We start from the raw sequence: 20,331 nt of genomic DNA on the forward strand, positions 1-20,331 counted from the left end.
ACTCGACGAGAGGTTTAGCTTATGATTCGTATCTCGCGTGCACTCATCGCCGGCTCCATTGTGAGCGTTCTGGTCGCCATCATTGCCTTTGCCAGTGGCTGGACGGCGGCACGACTGGCAGGGACAACCTTTGTCGATAGTTTTCTTGCCAGCTTTGGCACAACCTCTGTCCGACAGGATACACCAGCACAGGTACGTGACCAGTTTGCAGTCTTCTGGCAGGTTTGGCATCTGGTGGAAGGCGAATTTTACCAGACGGAACCCATCGACCGGCAAGAGATGGTCTATGGTGCGATTCGCGGCATGCTGAGCTCGCTTGATGATGAGTATACAACCTTTCAAGAACCCGTTCTAGCCGCCCAGAGTCGTGAGTCAATGCAGGGGAAATTTGAAGGGATCGGGGCCTATCTCGGCATCAAAGAAGGCGAAATCATCATTGATCGGCCCTTCAAGGGCTCGCCAGCCGAACAGGCCGGGTTGCAAGCAGGTGATGTCATTGTTGCGGTGGATGGGCTTTTACTTGGCCCAGAAATCGCCGCCATGAGCGATGGCGAGGCCACCAGTTTTGCCGCAAGCAAAATTCGCGGCCCCAAAGGATCACTGGTAACGCTGACGCTACGGCGCACACCTGACCCTGAGCCGTTTGACGTGGCGATCACCCGCGACGAGGTGCCCATTATCACCGTCAACGCCGAGATGCTCGACAATGGCGTTGCCTACATCCAGATTACCGAATTCAAAGCGACCACCACCGCGATGCTTGATGATACGCTGCGCGAATTGATCCCGCAGCAACCAACCAGTATTATCCTCGATTTGCGAAATAATCCCGGTGGTTATTTGCGCACCGCCCAGGAGGTACTGGGCCGTTTTTACAACGGCGTGGCCCTCTATGAAGAAGAAAATGGTGGGGTCTTCAAAGAACTCCGCACCATTCCCGGCGCGAGTGAGACACGGCTGTATGAACCACCAATGGTCGTACTGATCAACGGGTCATCAGCCAGCGCCGCCGAAATTGTCGCCGGAGCCTTGCGCGACGAGCGCCCCAACACAACCCTGCTTGGTGAGCGGAGCTTTGGTAAAGGCTCAGTCCAGAACATTCACCAGTTACGTGACGGTAGCAGTGCCCGCATTACCATTGCCCACTGGCTCACCCCTGATCGCTCGCGGATCAATCGTATTGGCATCACCCCCGAATACGAAGTGCTTGCCTCAGATGATCCGGCATACATGGTCCCCTGCGTCGCCGGGCGCCGCCCAAATGAAGGCGCACCAACCTGTCACGACGCCCAACTCGCCTGGGGCCTCCAACTCCTCGCCGGCATCACCCCACCGCCGCCCGCCGAACAAACAACCCTGCTCCCTCAACAAGGCCCACGGGCCATCTTCTCATAAGCGTACGGGCACGGGCAAGCCGTGCCCCTACCCCCGCCGTACGGGCACGGGCAAGCCGTGCCCCTACCCCCGCCGTACGGGCACGGCTTGCCCGTGCCCTGCACGATTCACAGCAAAACGCAGCAAGCGCTGCTCGCTTGAGCGAGCAGCGCTTGCTGCGTTTCTGAAGCCTCGATCACCAAAAAAGACGGGGTTGCCTGGGGAGGGCAGTGACGAGAGAGATCCGTCTGGGATTGATCGTCATTAGTACAAGCAACGGAATGGCGACGATAACTGCCCCAATTGTACGAGGAATATGCAAACCAGGAAGCTCTCCCTGGTCAATGTGGACAGGATCTGGTTCAAAACCTGATCCATCTAAGTCAGTTTGAAGGAGTGATAACTTCGGCTCCAGATGCAGTATAATCTCACTTTCTCATTTTGAGGGAAAATTTCTCACAACCTTTTGTAAGAGATTATTTACGAAAGCTCGCCTTTAGGTGCCAAAGCCCAGCGCGTGTACGCTTGGGAGCCGTCACTAATCTTGGGTATGGTATACTTCGACCATGAATACTCCCCGCTTGCCAGTTCGTACCGACAAGCGACCCAACGAAGGGCTTGTTGAGCTGCGCAATTACACGTTGATCGAGTTGCAAGGCCAGGAAGAGCTTGCAACGATTTATCGTGCCACACATCAGACGTTGGATCGTCCGGTCGAGGTGCATGTCTTGCGGCGCCATGATTGGATCTCGGTGAGTCGCTTTCAGCTCGCCGCCCGCCTGGCGGCTCGCCTGACCCATCCGGGCCTCGTTCCGGTGATCGATGCTGGTCACGATGAGCAACTGGGCGATTATCTCGTCACTCCTCAGCTTGATGCGCAACCGCTGAACAAACTGCTCGAAGCAGGGCCAATGCCCCCGATCCGGGTGTTGCGCATTGTGCAGCAACTTGCCGCTGCCCTTGATTACCTCCATGGTGAAACGATCTTTCATCGCGATGTGCAACCAGTCAATGTCTTTGTCGGAACCGAAGGTGTCGCCTATCTTGCCAACCTCAGCCTGGCGTCGGGGCCAGATACCCCCGATCTCAGCAGTATTGATGAGGCCGATTACCTGACCCCCTATTCCGCCCCGGAACAACGCCTCAGCAAGGGCGAGGCCGGCACAGCCCTTGATGTCTATAGCCTCGGGGCCGTGATCTACCATATGCTCACCGGCGAGATCCCCGCAGGCGCTGAATTGCCTAGTCTCGCACGGCACGATCCCGGCCTAGTCGCCGCCGACCGCGTCGTACAGCGCATGATGGCGGCCCAACCCGCAACCCGCTTCCCATCGGCAGGCGCGGCTGCCCTCGCGCTCCGTCAGGCCCTGCGGAGTTATGTCGATGAAGCCAGCGACGATATGGAAGAGTCGCGCTGGGAACCGGTAGCCGAGTGGCTCGATAATCCCGTCGAGACTGTCCTCCAGACGACGAGTGATGAGCAGTTCGGCGCTTTCCTCAGCCGCGCACGCAAACGCGCCGACGAGTTGCACCGCCGTGATGCGATTCGCCGCCACCTTACCAGTTGGAGCCGCGATAGCTACTTTCGCCGCCGCAGCCTCGGTCAACTGATTGAGCTTGAACAGATTGTGAGCTACAACGTCTATTTTTATGAACTCAAGATCTGTTACGAGACCCGGAAAGAGGGTCGGCCACGCGTGCGGCCCTTTGCCCCCGATGATCAACCCTCCAACCAGGCTATCCCTGATCTCTGGGCGATCCCCTTGCCTGAGATCAAGCCTGACCGAAAAGCTCGCCCCACCGAAGCCACCGTGCCCCACTCAACCCGCATTCTCGCCTGCACAACATGTCTCCACGAAGGCAAAATTCCATGTAATGTCTGCAATGGCACGAGCCTGGTGACCAAAACCAATAAGATCTCGCATCCCGACCGCAGCCGCACCGAAGAGACAATCGAGGTCTCGTGTCCTCAATGCAAGGGCTATGGCAAAATAGCCTGCCCAACCTGCGACGGTCACGGCAAAATGACCGAAACCCAGGTCTTTCTCTGGTCACGTGAATTTCGCGTCTGGGAAGAGACCGATGATATCGAAGATTTGCCGCCAGTCGCCCTGAAAACCGAGCGCGAACCCGTCTTTGCCGGCACCATCGATCTCTTTCAGGGCAACTGGCAGAGTGTGGCCCCACTCGCAGCGTTGATTGACGCTGCGTCGCAGTATGGCGACCAGGATACACGTATCGTTTCAAGCGAGTTGAACGTCCACGGTGTGATGATCACCGAAATTGATGGCCTCCTTGAAGAAAAACCGCAACGCCTCTACTTGATTGGCGAACAGAACCAGACCATCGGCGACTGGACCCTACTCAACCCCGAACGCCTTATCCTCACAACGGTCTTTGGCTTGCTCGCCTTGCTTGCGCTGTTGACCCTGATCTTTACCTTATTTTGAGCCTCTGGCTGGGGTTTGAGGGCATGCGGCCCCATATCATCCCTTTTTCAGCGTAGCTGAACATAATTCTCACGCACGCTTACGTTTGCTACAGTAGAACTGTCTAGCCTATTTGCTACAGTTCGCCATCCCCCCGCTCGGGATGCATCAGGAGCGAAGCTCAGACGGCTTCGCTCTCAGCAATCGTTCTCTTCGCAGCAGCCAGGTGCTTGATATGGCCTGTGTTCCGCGAGAGGTCAGGTTTTATAAAAGCCGAGGTGGATCATGCAACGCCGTCGCCTTACCCGCTGCTGGGTCTTGCTCCCATGTGCAGTGCTCATTCTCTTCTTGACGGCCTGTGGCGAGGTCGCAGGGAGAAGTTCATCAGAAACGATGCTGCTGCCAACAGCCCGCATTACAGGCACCACTGAGCCAATCGAGCCGCTTGAGCTTGAGCTCCCCAGCACAACGATCGCGACTGAACCAGAAGCCACGAGCACGACACCCGTTGTGCCTGTCGTTATGCCGCAGCTACCCACCCCACGGAACGGCCCAGGTGATCTGCCCTATCCGCTCACCCTCACTAGGCTCAACTTTGGCGTCGTCGGGCATCTCTACTACACCGACCGTCGCACCGCGCTGAGCAAGGCCCGCGAGGCGGGGTTTCGCTGGTTTCGCCAGCAGATCCACTGGCGCGATATCGAAGACCGAAGTGGGGCGTTGCTCTGGGGTGACCTCGATAGCATTGTGGCCGATGTCAACAATGCCGGCATGCTCTTGATGATCAATATTACCCGTTCGCCAGGCTGGTATACCAGCAACGGGGCCGACGGCCTGCCCGATAACCCCGCAACCTTGGCGCGCTTTGCCGGGGCCCTGGCCGAACGGTACCGTGGCCGTGTCCACGCGATTTTGATCTGGAACGAGCAAAACCTCGCTTACGAAAATGGGGGAACCATCGGGCCAGAGGATCCGGGGCATTTTGTAGAGATCATGGCCGCCACGTATACGGCGATTAAAGCCGCAGACCCGAGCATCATCGTTGTTGCGGGGGCACCTGCGTCCACCGCCACCAACGATCCTGCAATTGCGATGGACTCGCTCTCGTATCTGCAGGCTATGTATACCTACAAGGATGGCATGATCCGCGACTACTTCGACGTACAAGCCCTGCATCCCGGCGGCTCGGCCAATCCACCCGAAACGCTCTACCCCGAAAACCCCAGCCAGGCCCAGGGTTGGACTGACGATCCTTCCTTCTATTTTCGCCACGTCGAAAATCAGCGCCGTGTGATGGAAGAGGCCGGTATGGGCCATCACCAGGTCTGGATTACCGAGTATGGCTGGGCAACCGCGAATACGAGCCCAGGGTACGAGTTTGGCAACCAGATTAGCTTCGAGACCCAGCGAGACTATATCGTGGGGGCGATTCGTTATACCGCCGAACACTACCCGTGGGTCAGCAACATGTTCCTCTGGAACCTCAACTTTACCGTGTTGCAACGTGAAGCCGGGCGCAACCCACTCCACGAACAAGGCTCCTTCAGCATCGTCAATGCCGACTGGTCGCCGCGACCCGCCTTCTGGGGCATTCAACAGGCCATTGCCGAAATTTCGGCAATGCCATAACAGACGGGATATGGTATCATAAGGCTGGGTAGCACCCGGCCTTATGCTCGTCTATCCGCTCGTCAATGCATAAGCAGGTGTGCAACGTGGCAACAGAGGAGTTTCTGCAATGAGCAAAGACACGCTGACGGTAACAGACAATCGCACAGGTAAGACGTACGAAATCCCCATTCAAAACGACACCATTAATGCTATTGACCTGCGAAAAATCAAGGTCTCATCCGAAGATTTTGGGATGATGACCTACGATCCGGCCTACATGAATACGGCCGCCTGCAAGAGCACGATCACCTATATTGATGGCGATAAAGGCATTCTTGAGTATCGCGGCTATCCGATCGAGCAACTCGCCGAGCAGAGTTCGTACCTTGAAGTCGCTTACCTCTTGATCTATGGCGAACTGCCCAATGCCGAACGTCTGAAATGGTGGGAATATCGGATCAGCCGACATAACTTTATTCACCAGAACTTGATCGATCTGATCCAGGCTTTTCGCTATGATGCGCACCCGATGGGCATCCTGATCAGTTCGGTTTCGGCTATGTCAACGCTTTTCCCCGAAGCCAAAGAGGTGGATGATCCCGCTGTCCGCGAAAAGCAGATCTGGCGTATGCTGGGGATGATCCCAACCGTCGCCGCTTTTGCGTATCGCCATCGCATCGGGCGCCCCTTCAACTTCCCCGACAATTCACTCAGCTACACCGCGAATCTGCTCTATATGATGGACTTTATGAATCAGCGTGACTATGAGGTCAATCCGGTGCTCGCCAAAGCACTGGACGTGCTCTTCATTCTGCACGCCGATCACGAGCAGAACTGTTCGACCGCAACAATGCGTGGTGTCGGTTCAAGCCGGGTCGACCCGTACTGCTCACTCTCAGCCGCCGCTGCCGCCCTCTATGGCCCGTTGCACGGCGGGGCCAACGAGGCCGTCCTGCGGATGTTGCAGCACATTGGCAATGTGAAGAATGTGCCTGACTTTATTGATCGGGTCAAGAAGGGCGAAGGCCGCCTGATGGGCTTCGGCCATCGCGTCTACAAGAACTATGACCCACGCGCCAAGATTATCCGCAAGGTCGCTTATGAGGTCTTCGAGGCCACCGAGAGCAACCCGTTGCTCGAGATTGCCGTCGAGCTCGAGCGGATCGCTTTGCAGGATGAGTACTTCATCGCACGCAAACTCTACCCGAACGTGGACTTCTACAGCGGCCTGATCTACCAGGCCTTGCGCTTCCCGATCGAGTACTTCCCCTTCCTCTTCGCGATCCCCCGCGCCTCGGGTTGGCTCGCTCAGTGGCAAGAGATGCTCGAAGACGACGAGCAGAAGATCATGCGCCCGCGCCAGATCTACCTCGGCGAAGCCCGCCGTGACTATGTCCCGCTCGACCAGCGCTCATAAGATCGGCGCCATATCCAGTTTCTTGCCTTGCAAAAAGCCAGCTTAGCTGGCTTTTTGCAAGGCAAGAAGGATTCCTGAGGGCCGCAGGCCCTCAAAAAAGAATCTGATCCACGTTCGCTTGATCCAACCCCGCCCACGGCGACCGCACCGCCCCGTTGCGCACCTGGCTGCCAATGCGTAGCACCAACAGCAATGCGATCGAGAGCACCAACAGGCTCAATGAGGTGGCATAGACCGCCGTGTACCCGAGCGCCACATTGCCCGTCAGGTACTGGACAACATCACGCCCAAGCCCACCACCAATCGTGCCAAAGCCCTGCGCCAACGCCTGGGTGATGCCCCACAACCCGATAAAGAGCCCCGCATGATTGCGATCCACCAGGCCCATCACCAGCGCCAGCGCACCAACAATGAACCCCCCCCGCCCTGCACCAATCAGGGCTGCGCCCGTGCGAAAGAGATTCACCTGGCCTGTTTCGCTTGCGAGCGTCACCGCAAGAAAGCCCCCGGCCCCCAGCAGACACCCGAGGCTGATCAGCAGCACTGGTGAACGCCCCTTCCAGAGCATCACCGCCGCCCCGATAATGCCTAGCAGCATCCCAACCCCCCAGAGCGCCGTCAGGCGCGTTGTCTGGGTCACAGTCATGCCAAGCACCTGACCGCCATAGGGCTCAAGCAAGACATCATGGGTTGCAAAGCCAAGCGTCGCCACAAAGAGCACAATGAAGAGATTGCGCAGCGGGGCTTGACGAGCTAGCAGGCGCAACGACTGTCCAAGTGTCTCACGAACACGAATCGGGTCAGGGACATCCTCAAGGTCGCCGTTTGGCTTCAGGCGCTCTTGATTGAACATCGCCACAAAGGCCAGCGCAATAAAGATCACCGCCGAACCCTGCATTACCTGAATCAGCAAAATATGATTGTAATTAATGAGTAACTGACCCATCACAATCGAACTGAAGATCGTGCCGAGCACGAGCATAATCCAGAGCACCCCAAGCACCTTACCGCGCTCATTAGCCGGGGTAATATCGCTGACCGTCGCGAGGTAGATCGTCTCGACCACATTGACACCAATGCCATACGCAAGGAAGATCAGCGTACAGACAAGCATCGCCACAGGAAACGACAACGCACCATCGCCACTCAGCAAGATCAACGAAAAGGGCGCGGTTGCGAGACCGCCATAGGTCAAAAGCGCACCAAAGACCAGGTACGGGGTACGCCAATTACCCGCCGCCCGATCCACATCCGAGCGAAAGCCGACCATCGCTCGTGCTGGTGAAACAAAATAGTGCAGCGAGATCAAAAAACCAACGGCGACCGCCGGAATACGGAGCTCATCAATCAACACCCGGTTGAGGGTGCCGGTAATCGGCGCAAGTGAAACACCCATCCCAAACTGAAACAGCCCCAGGCGCAAAACGCGCAACCAGCGTTGCAAACCAGGACGCGCAGCAAGCCAGGCCCCGATCACCTGCAGCGGGTGCCTCAAGAGCTTACCTGGTGTCATACACTCAACTCCTTAACCTCTCCCAAGCAACAACGTCCCACATGACCAACGGATCAGTCAGCCTTAACTATAACACGCACCTTGCTTCATAAATGTAATAAAGCACAAAATATCGTTGCGATCTGGCATCACTCATCAACCCTCTGCCCCCTCAAGGTTGGCCCGCATACGACGCGGGAGGCCACGTACCACCAGACGGTAAGATTCATCAATCAGTTCATCCACAAGGGCATCTTCAAGGGTGCCATCGAGCGTAAGTGTAATCCAGTGGCGCTTGTTCAGGTGATAACCAGGCTGGATGGCAGGGAAGGTTGCCCGCAGCAGATCGCCATAATCGGGGTCAACCTTCAGCGAGAGGCGCAGCGGATCATCGGTCAGGGCCAGCAAGGCAAACATCTTGCCGCCCACCTTGACCACAAGGGTCACCGTATCAAACGGAAAAGTCTCTTCGACCCCAGGCTTTGCCCCAAGAGCGGCCCGGAGGCTGGGCAACGTCTGCATGGTCTTCTCCCATCTTGCGCCAGAGAAAGGCGCATTGTCGGCCAAACGCGCTGCAATGTGCCGCATCAGGGCTCAGGCAAACCAGGCCAGCACCGCCAGCACGACCGCAATCGGCAACCGCGCCAAACCAACCCGCACCCAGTTCGCATCACCCGAGATTGACGAAACCGCCTGTCGGCCACGCGGGTTGAAGACAACCAGGGCCGCCTTGAGCCCCCAACCAACCGGGATCAGCACGATCAGCAGCCAGCCAGCCCAGGTCTTTGGGCCGGTAATGAAGCTCACCAGGGCCGCTAGATAGAGCCCGATCAGGAGGACGGCGATGATGATGAACCACCACGGGCGACGTTCACCAGCATACGCTTCCGCTTCGATGCGCTGCCAACGCCCGCCCATCACGATCATCGCTACACTAGTTGCAGCGGCCGCAGCGGCCAACAACCAGCCGAAGAGGTTAACAAACATCGTTTTGCTCCATTGAAAATACTTCGTCTTGCCGCATCTATGCTTGCTCAACCGGCAGCGTTAACCCACTGATGATCGAACCTTCGACCAGCGCCAGTTCGCTACCTCTCGTCGTGCCATTGCCGATACGCAGGTCACCACCGATTCGCGCCGTTGGCCCGAGCGTCACCCACCCATCAAGCACGACCAGGTCACCCATGATCAACCCGTCAACATCAAGCGCCCCACCCAGCACGTAGATCGATCCGCCTACTTGCGCGTCGGTGTGCAACACGACGTTGCCCGCACGGATCAGCATATCACCGGGTAGCGGATCAACGGACGTAAAGCTATGTGTACCGTCAAAGATAAATGTGCCGCGATGACACCCAGGGCGAGGTGGAGTTTGCGCAACAACAGCAAGCTCCAACCGTGACGCTGCATCAGCCAGCCGACTGTCAACGCAACAACCCCAGTCAGAAGAGCGAGCAAAGCCATCTGACGGGCTACCTCTGTTTGAGGCAAACCAAGGACGCGTTCGCCCAGATCCTTTAGGCCTAGCTGCACGAACGTCACATTATAGAAGTAACCGATCGCCATCATGCCGATAAACAGCCCGTAGCCAGCGACGACCGGCCAATTGCGTGCGCGTATGTAGCGTAAGATATCCACACGTCTATCATACATCCCTTTCAGCCCGCCACAGCAATCATACCACACGACACATATGGCATAATTGCCCCCTTCGACATCGAAGGCCGATGCGCGCCGAGCAGCCGATGAAGCGCTACGAGGCCACGGCGATCCTGGACTGCCTAATCTAGGGGATTGCAATTTTCTGGTGATTCGTGCAATAGAGCCGATAAGCATTGCACGATCATGCAATGACGCGCCCCCAGAAGCTAGCGCGATTGCAGATTGCAGATTTGTGATTGTCGATTGGGCGCAGCGCATCTAGAAGCAGGTTGGGCCCGCGCGGTTGCACCCACGCTGATGCGGGAGCAGCAAGGCATGCTCTGCTGCTCCCGCATGGCGTGTACAAACGCACAATCCAAGCCCGGATTTTTCGGGCGCTACGTCCTAAATCCCGCCCGGCAAGTGTGGTATCATTGACCGCATCTACATTCGCCGCCACTTATGTGCTAGATCGATCCTATGAGTCGTATTCGTGAGACATTTGCTCGCCTGCAAGCCGAGGGCCGGGTCGCCTTGATGCCCTACCTCACGGTGGGCTTCCCCGAGCGTGAAAGTACCCTTGAGCTGGTGCCAGCGCTTGAAGCTGCCGGGGCAAGCCTCTTTGAACTCGGCGTGCCCTTTTCTGACCCGCTCGCCGATGGGGCGACGATCCAGCGCTCGACCCAGCGTGCTTTGCAAAACGGCATTACTCTGGCTGATTGCCTTGCCACCACGGCCCGCCTCCGCGAGCGCGGCGTTCGTGCGCCGTTGCTCTTGATGGGCTATTTCAATCCGTTGCTCCGCTTTGGTATTGAACGGGCGTGCCGCGAACTGGCCGCTGCAGGCGGGGATGGCTGGATCATTCCCGATATGCCTCCCGAAGAGTCGGCCGAATTGCAGGCAGCCGCCACAAACCACGGGCTCGATATGATCATGTTTGTGGCCCCAACCACCCCCGAACCACGCATTGCCGAGATTGCCGCTCGCGCCAGCGGCTTCATCTATGTCGTCTCCCTCACTGGCGTCACCGGCGAACGCCAGAGTATGGCCGCCAACCTCGGCGAGGTACTGCAACGCGTACGCCGCCATACCGACCTGCCCCTCGTCGTTGGCTTTGGAATCAGCCGCCCTGAACACGTTGCCGAAGTCGCCCGCCTTGCCGATGGGGCTATTGTCGGCAGTGCCCTGCTCGCCCATCTTGAACAGCTACCACCTGATCGCCTTGTCCCCGGTGCCGCCGCCTTTGTCCAACAGCTGCTCGGCACCTGAACCTTGTCTGCGCCTCGCCTCAGATAAGGTTTCTTCTGGCGACCGAGGCCAGCAATGCTGGCCTCGGTCGCCAGAAGAAACCTGGTTTTGTAGGGCATCAGCCCTAAGATTAGATCCGCCTGGGACGTACCCCCCAGGCAATCCTCCAGAACCGCCAGGTTAAAAAGGAGACCCACCATGGAGGCCAAAGCCTATGTGTTGATCGAAGCTGAGTCGGGACGGGTCGCCGAAGTCCTTGCCGCACTTCGGGCCATCCCCGATATGACTGCCGCCGATGGGGTGACCGGGCCGTATGATATCATCGCAACCGTCGAAACGGCGGATCCGCGCAATATTGGACATCTGGTGATGAGCGAAATCCAGGGGGTCGAAGGCATCAAGCGCACGGTTACTTGCATTGTCATTGGTTAGTCAGTACTGCAAAGGAGTAACGATGACACAGTCTTCCAAAGGCCTTGAGGGGATTGTCGCGGCGCAAACAGGGATTAGCCATATCGATGGTGAACATGGGCGTCTCTTGTATCGCGGCCTTGATATCAATGTGCTGGCCGAACATTCAACATTTGAAGAGACAACGTCACTGCTCTGGTATGGCAAGTTACCCAATTGTAAGCAGTACGAGAGTTTTCGCCGGAAGATGATCGAGAATCGCCTCGTTCCCAATGAGGTCATTGCGCTCTTGCTGCTCTTGCCCAAGAAGACGACCGTCATGGGGGTCTTGCGAACTGCCGTTTCAGCCCTAGCACCGTTTGACCCCGAAACTGGCGATAATTCGCTTGATGCCAATGTCAACAAGTCGATCCGCCTGACCGCTGCTATGCCAACGATTGTGGCGGCCTGGGAACGCATCCGTAACGGACTCTGGCCGGTCACACCCAGCATCGAGCTCGATCATGCAGCCAATTTCCTCTATATGCTCACCGGCAAAGAGCCCGATCCCGCCGCCGCCCGTGTGCTCGATCAGTGCCTCATCCTTCACGCCGACCACGGTTTGAATGCCAGTACCTTCGCCGCTCGTATTACGGCCTCGACTCTCTCGAATCTCCACAGTGCGATTACGTCGGCGATCGGCACCCTCCGCGGCCCGCTTCACGGTGGGGCCAACGAGCAGGTGATGCGGATGCTGCTGGAGATCGGTGATGTCGATCGCGTCGATCACTATATGCGCGGCGCTCTTGCCGCCCGCAAAAAGATCATGGGCTTTGGTCATCGGGTCTACAAGGCCGATGATCCACGCGCCGCCTGGTTACGCAGTCTCGCCGGAGAGCTTGCCGAAACGACCGGCAATCAGCGCTGGTACCTCATGAGTGAACGCATCCGCGAGATCGTGCAGTCCGAACGATCTCTACCCGTCAATGTGGATTTCTACTCGGCTTCGGTCTACTATACGCTCGGTATTCCGATTGATCTTTTCACACCCATCTTTGCCATTAGCCGTGTCGCTGGCTGGACAGCCCACGTCTACGAGCAGTACGCCGATAACCGCCTCATCCGGCCTGAGTCCGAATACGTCGGCCCTGTCGATGTCCCCTATCTCCCGCTTGACCAGCGCTCGTAAAAGCGGGCCTCTCAAGCTCTGCTTCACGAAAAAACGCCAGCGTAGCTGGCGTTTTTTCGTGAAGCAAAAGACGAACCGCCCTAAAAATCAATCTCGCAACTCCCCGACATACAGGCGAGCTCCTGCGCCGCGTTCGTCAGATCTTCTTCTTCGTAGCGGTAGACCTTCGAGAAATCAATCTCGGGGAAGGAAGCCGCCAGCCGCTCGTACTCTTCGCGGGTGATTTCAACATAGGGCATGTTGTCGTACTTGGCATCGAACGCCGGCAAGAACGAGAGCCCTCCAATCAGGTCGCGATGCTCCCAAACCCATTTCATGAGATCAAGCACTTCGTCGGGGCGGTAGGTGATCGTACATGACGGATTGTGCTCGGTCCAGTAGGTCTTGTTCTGCAACCAGAATTCACACTGCGCAATCGCCGAGCGATCTTTCCGGGTAATCGCCGCATCCGGGGATTTGACCGGGAAGTGGATCACCCAGGTATTGGCGTTGGCTGGGCTCTGCCCATTTTCGGGATCCATCGGCACACCGGCATCACGCAAGACTTTGAAGATCGGTGAATGCGCAGCGACCCGAACATTGCGAATATAGTAGGGAGCCCAACGGGCATGCAAGCCCGATGAACAGTTGACCAGTTGCGACGAGTTCCCCGACGGCTTGACACAACTGATCGACACCGACTGGTTGATCCCAAGGCTGAGCGCGACCTGACGATTCGTCTCGACGGCAACATGGCGCAGGCGTTCTTTCACCCCCGCATCTTGCGCAATCGGGCTATCCATCTGGCCGGTGATATCGACCCCAAGCAGGCGCTCGTCTTCGCAATTGCGCTGCCACTGCGTCCGCAAGCCGGGGAAGCGGGTCGCCAGCGACTGGATGGTTCCAATGATCGTCGCCACCTCGACCTTCTCACGCAGGGTTTCAAAGGTATCCTCGTGGCGCGCCACCGCAGCACTGAGATTGCAGAACTGCCATGGGCGCAAGACAATCTCGCCGCAGGGGTTCGTGCCAAACTCGGCGGACTGGCGGCGGGCCGGCTTGAGCAGATTCGCTGCCTGACGATTGAAAATCCCTGGCTCGCCGCGCCCCGACTCAACCATCCCAAGGAACTGCGCAATAAACTCGGTCTGCGTCAGACTACCCTGCGGCCAGACCGCCGAATTATTCGCGTTCCAGCGCTGACTATTCTCGCGCTCGAAATCACCATTCTTGCAGAGACGCATCTCATCATCGTCATAGTCAAAGAGGCTGATCATTGCGGTGCGCCGCACCCCACCGCTGACGGCGGCATTGCCAACCGAGCACATCATATCATGGGCATCAATGGGGCGCAGGAAGCTACCCTGCCGCGCCAGGATGCGCGAGCGCACAAAATCGAGCATGACCCGCAGCGGCTCGGGTCCCGAGGCCCGGCCACCCTTGGTGCGCAACGGGGCACCGGCTGGACGCAAATGCGACAGGTCGAATTGAATATCGCCACCCTCAAACCAGGTCTCAAGCCCCGCTCGCAAGGCATCGGCCCAACCCTCAGCCGAGTCTTCCACCACCATCCTGCGCGGGGCCGAGCCCGTCTGACGGCGGATTCGCGGGAAATTCTCAACATAACGCCCCTCGACCGAGAAGCCCACGCCACAACCACTCATCGAGATAATCAACGCCTCTACAAATGAGTCAATGCTCTCGACCGGCTGATACGAGCAGTTATAAATGGCAATATTATTACGCCGGGCCGCCGGACCAGCCATCGCCAGCAGGCGCATCGAAGGCATCGAGCGCATCTCGAGGATGGCCTGACGGATGCGCGCATAGGTTTCGGCGGGCAGACGCGCGCCAGCGAGCTCGTAGAGATAGTCAACCGAACGATCGACGGTTTCAATCCAGGTCTCACGACGCCCAAGATCGTAATTAAAACGTGAATATTTATCAAAAAACTGGAACCGCTGCAACGGCGTTGGGAAGTACTGATCCGACTCCGCAAACGCCTGCCGCACCTCCTCAGGAATGGGCCGCTCAACCCGCTTCTTGGCATGCTCAGCACGGTAGAGAATATAATGCTTGGCCGCCTCAAATTCACCGGCGGCCTGCAACACCATCTCGACAATATCCTGCACCCCTTCGACCGTCGGTGACTCACCATGCGCCTGGGCAGCCAGAATATTGACCACCCGCTCGGAAAGCTCGGTGATCGCCACCCGCGGCGTGCGACTCAGGCTGGCAAAACAGCGCGTGAGCGCATTCTCGATCCGCTCAATGTCAAACGGTACCACGCGCCCATCACGCTTCACGATCGTCGTCGGAATAACCATCCCGGCCTGATCAAGTGCCTGAAACCCACCTGCGATATGGCCCACACCATTCGTCCCACTTGCCATACAACCTGCTCCTCTATCTTCACCTGCTGTGACTAAACAATGGCAACACGCTTAACCTGTAGCTAAGGCACACGACGGCACCAAAACAACCTAAAAGTGTAAAGAATTAAATCCTCGTTAAAGAAATCTGCGTTACGCGCCTGATTGACTTCTTTAGGGAACCACTACATATAGTACAGATTTATTATGTAGACCTCTACATCTAGGGGTCACAACGATGCCGCGCCAGTGTAGCACACAGGTGCGTGGTATGTCAAGGCAACAAAAAGTTTAACACTAGGAGAGGTCAGAACGCAACCGCAGAAAGCCTCGTTCCAGCAGATCGCTCATCCTGAACGCATCAAGATCGAGGATAACCCGTGCATTCAAGGGTGCCCGCGCCGCCGCTTCACGCAACGATCCTTCATAGTCAAATCCCGGCATACCAACATAACTCGCCAGTTGCTCAAACCCGCTTGCCCCGAGTGCCACCGTGGCCCGCTGGCGCTCGGTCAACGCAATAATCGTCTGCCCGCGGATCAACTCACCCTCGGCGATCACACGCACCACGGCAAGGTGCCCCTTCCCCAGTTGGGGATGCAAGGCATACACCGCTGCGGCCACCGCAGGCAAGGGCATCGCCAGCGCCTGATGACTGCCCGCCTGTAGATACCCCTCCAGCAGACGCGCGAGCAATGCCCCGGGTTGCCCACACCGTTCTTCGAGCAACCGCACCGCCGCCGCACCAAGCCGCAGCTTCTCAAACGCATCGCGGGTCACCAGTTCAACATGCATCCCGCTCTCAAGCACCACCGCAAGCGCATGCGGATCAGCAAAGGCATTAAATTCAGCCGCCGGGGTCAGTGAACCCGCCCCATGCGCCCCGGCTACCGCGACGAGCCGCACCCCGGCCAGATCCGTCGGATACGCCTGAACCGCCCGCGCAACATTGGTCAACGGCCCTAGCGCAAGAATGGTCAGATCTGGGTACAGACGTGCCGCCGCCGCAAGTGCCCCTGGTGCACCAACCGGCAGTTTCACCAGGTCGTGTGGCTGCTGATGCCCCCAGAAGGCATCACGACCATGCGTGATGACGCCAGTATTGGTACGCAGGTGGATCAGCGGCGCCGAAGCGCCCATCGTCACAGGAACGTCACGTTGCAACGTAGCGAGCAACGTCAAGACATTCGCCGTCGTATGCTGTAATGTCCCACTCCCAAAGACCGTACTTACCCCCACTACCTCTACCGACGGCGCAGCGAGCAACCATGCCAGCGCAAGCGCATCATCACAACCTGGATCGGTATCAACAAAAATCGGTTGAGGCTTGACACTGATTGGCAAACCATCAATCATCACGGTCTCGTTTCATTGAGTGAGGAAGGCACCAACTCTTCGAGCGCATAGTCAGCCCGCGCCGCCTGAAGCGCTTCGACAAAAGCCCGAGGACGCTCAGGGCTCAGAATCATCGTTGTCCGTTGATCACGGGCCACCGCCACCAGTCGCTCACGATTCGTCGCAAGAAAGAAGACTTCACCATACGGCGCAAGGCGAAACGGCCCCTGGTAGCCAAAAATACCCGCATTAAAGGCAAAACGCAACCCGCGACGCGGCACGTCGGCCAGATCCGACGCGAGTGACACTCCGATCACCAGCTTCAAGGGAATGCGTAAGGCCGGCATCAACCGCCGCCGCACAACCAGTTCCGTCGCCGTGATCTCATACCGACGAGGCTGCACTGCATAGGTCAACAACAAAAAGACGGCGATCGCTAGCGCCAACGCCACTGGAACCAGCAAGCCATCCCAGCGCATGTTCGCCAGATACGCAAAAAGCAACGGCAAGACAAGCAAGCCCCCGAGATACGCAAGGCCGGTTGTTACCCGCAACGCATACGCATCCAGTGGGGCCACGAGAAAAATCTGTGTCGGTGTTGGAACCTGTTTCGTTTGACGTTTCACAGAGTCATTATATACTGATCTTAGTGCATTGTTTACCAGGTTGCAATCGCTGCAACCCTCTCGCTGGCCCTGCCAGCCCAACCAAAGAAATCCATGAACCAAACCACACTGAATCTCCTGCCGGTCGCCCCAACCTATTTCGAATGGCGCGGCCATCGCATCGCCCACTATCACACCGGTGAAGGGGAACCGGTGCTTCTCATCCACAGTATCAACGCCGCCGCCTCAGCTTTCGAGATGCGCGGCCCGTTTACCGGGCTCGGCGACGGCTTTGCCGTGCATGCCATCGACCTCCTTGGCTATGGCAATAGTGACCGCCCAACCCGCACCTATCAGGCCGAAGACTATATTGACCAGATCGGGGTCGCACTCGAACGAATCGGCCAACCCGTCACGCTCATTGCCAGTTCGCTTAGTTCAGCCTATGCCATAACCGCCGCCGCCCGTTGGCCCGACCGCGTCAAGGCCCTCGTGCTTGCCTGTCCCACTGGTATGGGGCAACTCTCTGACCCGGCTGGCCCCATCGCCAGGCGCATCCATCAGTCCCTCCGTGGCTCAGCCGGGCGTGCCATTTTTGACCGCCTGACCAGTCGCAAGGGTACCGCTTACTTCTTGCGTTCACAGGCCTACCACGATCCCGCTACGGTTACCAGCGCCACGCACGACGGCTTCTACCTCACCAGTCGTCGCCCAGGGGCACACTATGCGCCAATCTGCTTTCTTACTGGTCTGCTCAACTGCGACGTACGCGCAATCTTACCAACGCTGCGCCAGCCAACCCTGCTGATCTGGGGGCGTCAGGCCACCACCACCCCCGTCAAGCGGGCCGATGCCTTCCTCGCCGCGAATCCTCGCGTTCGCCTCGAGGTTATTGATCAAGCGTCGATGTTAGTGCAGGATGAAAAACCCGCCGAGTTCAACGCCCTCGTCCGTACCTTCCTGGCGTCAACCGTTCATGCTATGCCCTCGCACGGGGAGCCGGTGTTATCGTAGAGGTTGTCTGAAAAGGGTGTCAGCATCGTTCGCCACCATGTGCTATGCCCTTGGAGTGCCGGCTTACGGTCTTGCAGAAATTAATCCGCTAGACCAGACCTCACAGGTCTGACAGACCTGTGAGGTCTAGCCCGTATCGCGTTTACCGGATTATGTACTGGAAGACCATTAGCCAGCACTCCAGAGCAACCCGTCGACGTTTCAAACAGCTTCTTAGGGTGCCGCGACAATCGCCTGGTGCCTACCTCGTTGATCTGTATACAGCGCCACAATATATGGTCTTACGGCACAAGAATGGTGCCAACCACAACAGGCTCGATCCCTGGTGGCAATGCTTCCCCATCAGAAAAGGCTGCTTCAGGATGCGTTGCATCATACCACGCAACCTGCCATTCGTAGCGTCCGGCAGGGATATCATCCGGAACCTCAAACACAAAGCGCTCATAGATCAGTTGGTCAGCAGGCCAGGTTGTGATTGGCTGCATCACATACGTCGGCAGATGCACAAGCCGTGCGTCGCTCGCTACGCCGAGTTGACTGATCGCAACCCACGGTGTTGCCGGCGGCGACCCGTTCAACTCCCAGACAAACGTCGCCTCGAAACGCCGTCCTTCCCGCTCATTCACCGCAAAACCACGCAGCGTTGCCGGGCCAAGATCAAGACTCTTGGCCGAAACCTCCACCGTCGACGTCAGCGTAACCGTGTTGCTCAAGACCTGCGCTGCCGGCGCGTCGCGCTGAAAGAGCAACAGACCATCGCGAGCAGCGACCAGGCCAAAAGCAGGATCGCTGAGCAAAGCACGGATCTCCGCCTCTTCATACGCCACCGTCGGCAAAATACCCGCGTCGGTCAGCGTACGCCAGTCAAAAAGCGCATCGGCCAGCACATACTCCACGTCAGGCAAAAGTGACGGCAAACGCTCGCCCCCGGGATCATCAGGGTAACGCACCAAATAGAGCTTCTCACGATCCACCAGACGCGGCGCAAGGAACATTGAAGCCGCCAGAGGCACCGCTTCAGGCACCTCTGCGGCCAGAAAGCGATCCTTCACCTCATCACGCGCCGCCCGTCCATAACGCGCATGATCCAACCCCTGCCCCGGTAAGGCCAGCCAGAAACGCGGATTCAACGGCTGATCAACCATCAAAAGGCTCACCACAGCCACAATCACGGTAGTAAAGATCAGATCCGGCTTCCACTGACGCACACGCTCACCCGGCGCAGCCTCAGCCGCCTGCTGGCGCAAGCGCACCGCCCCATCAATCACGGCCATCACCACAAAAGGCACCACCAGCGCATAATGGTGATAGGCATAGTGATAGACCGCACCAGGACCTGTACTGAGCAGCACAGCCAGCGTCAACGGGGCCGCAGGCAACAACCAGCGCCAGCCCCGCCAACCTAAAAAGAGCACCGGACCAAAGACCAGCAACGCACTCACCAGGCGCGGCAGCAACGTCCCCCAGACCTGCGATAGATTGCCGTAATAGTGATTCACATACCCTGACGTGACCGCGAGACCTGTGGCCGAAGGCTCAAAAAGCCCACGCACCCCAAAGAAGACGACACTCCCGTAGAGTGCCGCGGCAAGCATCGTCCACGTCCCGGCGCGGCGACGCTCGGCCCAAAACCAGAGAAACGCCCCGATCCCAAAGACCGGCGCCGCCACATACACCTTGCTCAACAAGCTCAACGCAATCCAGAAGGCATACCAACGCCAGGCCTGGCGATCGGCAGCATCGAGGGCAAAGAGTAGCAGCGGCATCGCCAGCGTATCGCCGTGAAAATCAAAGAGCACCGCCGTCAACGCCACCGGATAGAGCAAATAGATCAGCGCGACACTCCGAGCGGCGGCAACATCCTCCAGATGACGCAGCGCCATCCGATAAGCCGGCAGCGCCCCGGCAACCATCAGCAGCGCCTGCCCAATCAACAACGGCTGAGGATTGGGCCACAGCGCCAGCAGCGGCACAAAAGCGAGATAGATCACCTCGACATGCCCAGCCAAGCGACTCACATTGCCCCCCGGCCCCGTCGTCACCAACGGTTGCCCACGCAACACCGACAAAATCGCCTGCGTCATATTGCCCAGATCGAGCATCCCGGCATTATAGCCCCAATAACGCGCCAGGCTCAGTCCAACCAGCACCGCAGCAACCACCAGCATCGCCACCCAGAGGAACCGATCGCGGGGGAGAGAGGGCGTACGATCCTCTGTAAACGTAGTATCCATA

The 20,331-nt window shown here is 57.9% G+C and carries 17 protein-coding genes; 8 read left to right on the plus strand and 9 right to left on the minus strand.

Translation table 11 applies throughout. From position 1 onward, the window contains the following. The first annotated feature begins 21 nt into the window (after positions 1–21). The 4 genes from A9Q02_RS12350 (at position 22) to A9Q02_RS12365 (ending at position 6,831) form a co-directional block, all read left to right on the plus strand. Positions 22–1,395 carry a S41 family peptidase gene (locus A9Q02_RS12350; RefSeq protein ID WP_097653395.1) on the plus strand — a complete coding sequence of 458 codons (1,374 nt, stop codon included), beginning with the start codon at positions 22–24 and terminating at the stop codon, positions 1,393–1,395. A gap of 545 nt (positions 1,396–1,940) precedes the next feature. Then, a complete protein-coding gene (locus tag A9Q02_RS12355; RefSeq protein ID WP_097653396.1) occupies positions 1,941–3,824 on the plus strand; it encodes a protein kinase domain-containing protein in 1,884 nt (627 codons plus the stop codon). A gap of 264 nt (positions 3,825–4,088) precedes the next feature. Continuing rightward, positions 4,089–5,432 carry a cellulase family glycosylhydrolase gene (locus A9Q02_RS12360; RefSeq protein WP_097653397.1) on the plus strand — a complete coding sequence of 448 codons (1,344 nt, stop codon included), beginning with the start codon at positions 4,089–4,091 and terminating at the stop codon, positions 5,430–5,432. A gap of 109 nt (positions 5,433–5,541) precedes the next feature. Further along, complete coding sequence (locus tag A9Q02_RS12365; protein WP_097653398.1) at positions 5,542–6,831, plus strand: citrate synthase; 1,290 nt, start codon at positions 5,542–5,544, stop codon at positions 6,829–6,831. A gap of 91 nt (positions 6,832–6,922) precedes the next feature. Here the strand turns inward: A9Q02_RS12365 and A9Q02_RS12370 are convergent, their stop codons facing one another. The 5 genes from A9Q02_RS12370 to A9Q02_RS12390 all read right to left on the minus strand — a co-directional run bounded on the left by A9Q02_RS12370 (position 6,923) and on the right by A9Q02_RS12390 (position 9,961). Beyond that, complete coding sequence (locus tag A9Q02_RS12370) at positions 6,923–8,344, minus strand: BCD family MFS transporter (protein WP_097653399.1); 1,422 nt, start codon at positions 8,342–8,344, stop codon at positions 6,923–6,925. 135 nt (positions 8,345–8,479) lie between these two features. Next, positions 8,480–8,845 carry an MmcQ/YjbR family DNA-binding protein gene (locus A9Q02_RS12375; RefSeq protein WP_097653400.1) on the minus strand — a complete coding sequence of 122 codons (366 nt, stop codon included), beginning with the start codon at positions 8,843–8,845 and terminating at the stop codon, positions 8,480–8,482. A 72-nt stretch (positions 8,846–8,917) separates the two neighbouring features. Next, positions 8,918–9,310, minus strand: a complete 393-nt coding sequence (locus A9Q02_RS12380; RefSeq protein WP_097653401.1) for a hypothetical protein — start codon at positions 9,308–9,310, stop codon at positions 8,918–8,920. A gap of 37 nt (positions 9,311–9,347) precedes the next feature. Beyond that, positions 9,348–9,608 (minus strand): bactofilin family protein, encoded by a 261-nt coding sequence (locus A9Q02_RS12385; protein ID WP_097653402.1) that lies wholly within the window; start codon positions 9,606–9,608, stop codon positions 9,348–9,350. Next, positions 9,602–9,961, minus strand: coding sequence for a hypothetical protein (locus A9Q02_RS12390; protein WP_141508872.1), 360 nt, complete (start codon positions 9,959–9,961; stop codon positions 9,602–9,604). Before A9Q02_RS12390 ends, A9Q02_RS12385 begins: the two co-directional genes overlap by 7 nt. A gap of 483 nt (positions 9,962–10,444) precedes the next feature. Between A9Q02_RS12390 and trpA the strand changes: the two genes are divergently transcribed. The 3 genes from trpA to A9Q02_RS12405 all read left to right on the plus strand — a co-directional run bounded on the left by trpA (position 10,445) and on the right by A9Q02_RS12405 (position 12,791). After that, positions 10,445–11,233 (plus strand): tryptophan synthase subunit alpha, encoded by a 789-nt coding sequence (trpA, locus tag A9Q02_RS12395; protein ID WP_097653404.1) that lies wholly within the window; start codon positions 10,445–10,447, stop codon positions 11,231–11,233. A 177-nt stretch (positions 11,234–11,410) separates the two neighbouring features. Then, positions 11,411–11,644: an Lrp/AsnC ligand binding domain-containing protein gene (locus tag A9Q02_RS12400; RefSeq protein WP_097653405.1), complete on the plus strand. Its 234-nt coding sequence runs from the start codon at positions 11,411–11,413 to the stop codon at positions 11,642–11,644. Positions 11,645–11,666: 22 nt separating this feature from the next. Beyond that, positions 11,667–12,791 (plus strand): citrate synthase, encoded by a 1,125-nt coding sequence (locus A9Q02_RS12405; RefSeq protein ID WP_097653406.1) that lies wholly within the window; start codon positions 11,667–11,669, stop codon positions 12,789–12,791. A gap of 80 nt (positions 12,792–12,871) precedes the next feature. On the opposite strand, the gene A9Q02_RS12410 is transcribed toward A9Q02_RS12405, so the two are convergent. The 3 genes from A9Q02_RS12410 to A9Q02_RS12420 form a co-directional block, all read right to left on the minus strand. After that, positions 12,872–15,163 (minus strand): ATP cone domain-containing protein, encoded by a 2,292-nt coding sequence (locus tag A9Q02_RS12410; protein ID WP_097653407.1) that lies wholly within the window; start codon positions 15,161–15,163, stop codon positions 12,872–12,874. A gap of 276 nt (positions 15,164–15,439) precedes the next feature. After that, positions 15,440–16,498: a nucleoside hydrolase gene (locus A9Q02_RS12415; protein ID WP_097653408.1), complete on the minus strand. Its 1,059-nt coding sequence runs from the start codon at positions 16,496–16,498 to the stop codon at positions 15,440–15,442. Continuing rightward, positions 16,498–17,103, minus strand: a complete 606-nt coding sequence (locus A9Q02_RS12420) for a PH domain-containing protein (protein ID WP_245860524.1) — start codon at positions 17,101–17,103, stop codon at positions 16,498–16,500. Before A9Q02_RS12420 ends, A9Q02_RS12415 begins: the two co-directional genes overlap by 1 nt. Positions 17,104–17,196: 93 nt before the next feature. Between A9Q02_RS12420 and A9Q02_RS12425 the strand changes: the two genes are divergently transcribed. Beyond that, a complete protein-coding gene (locus A9Q02_RS12425) occupies positions 17,197–18,096 on the plus strand; it encodes an alpha/beta fold hydrolase (RefSeq protein WP_097653409.1) in 900 nt (299 codons plus the stop codon). 281 nt (positions 18,097–18,377) lie between these two features. Here the strand turns inward: A9Q02_RS12425 and A9Q02_RS12430 are convergent, their stop codons facing one another. Continuing rightward, entirely contained in the window at positions 18,378–20,330 is a 1,953-nt protein-coding gene (locus A9Q02_RS12430) for a DUF2079 domain-containing protein (RefSeq protein WP_097653410.1), read from the minus strand. Position 20,331: the final 1 nt, after the last annotated feature.

It is taken from the genome of Candidatus Chloroploca asiatica, assembly GCF_002532075.1.
GTDB classification, from domain to species: domain Bacteria; phylum Chloroflexota; class Chloroflexia; order Chloroflexales; family Chloroflexaceae; genus Chloroploca; species Chloroploca asiatica.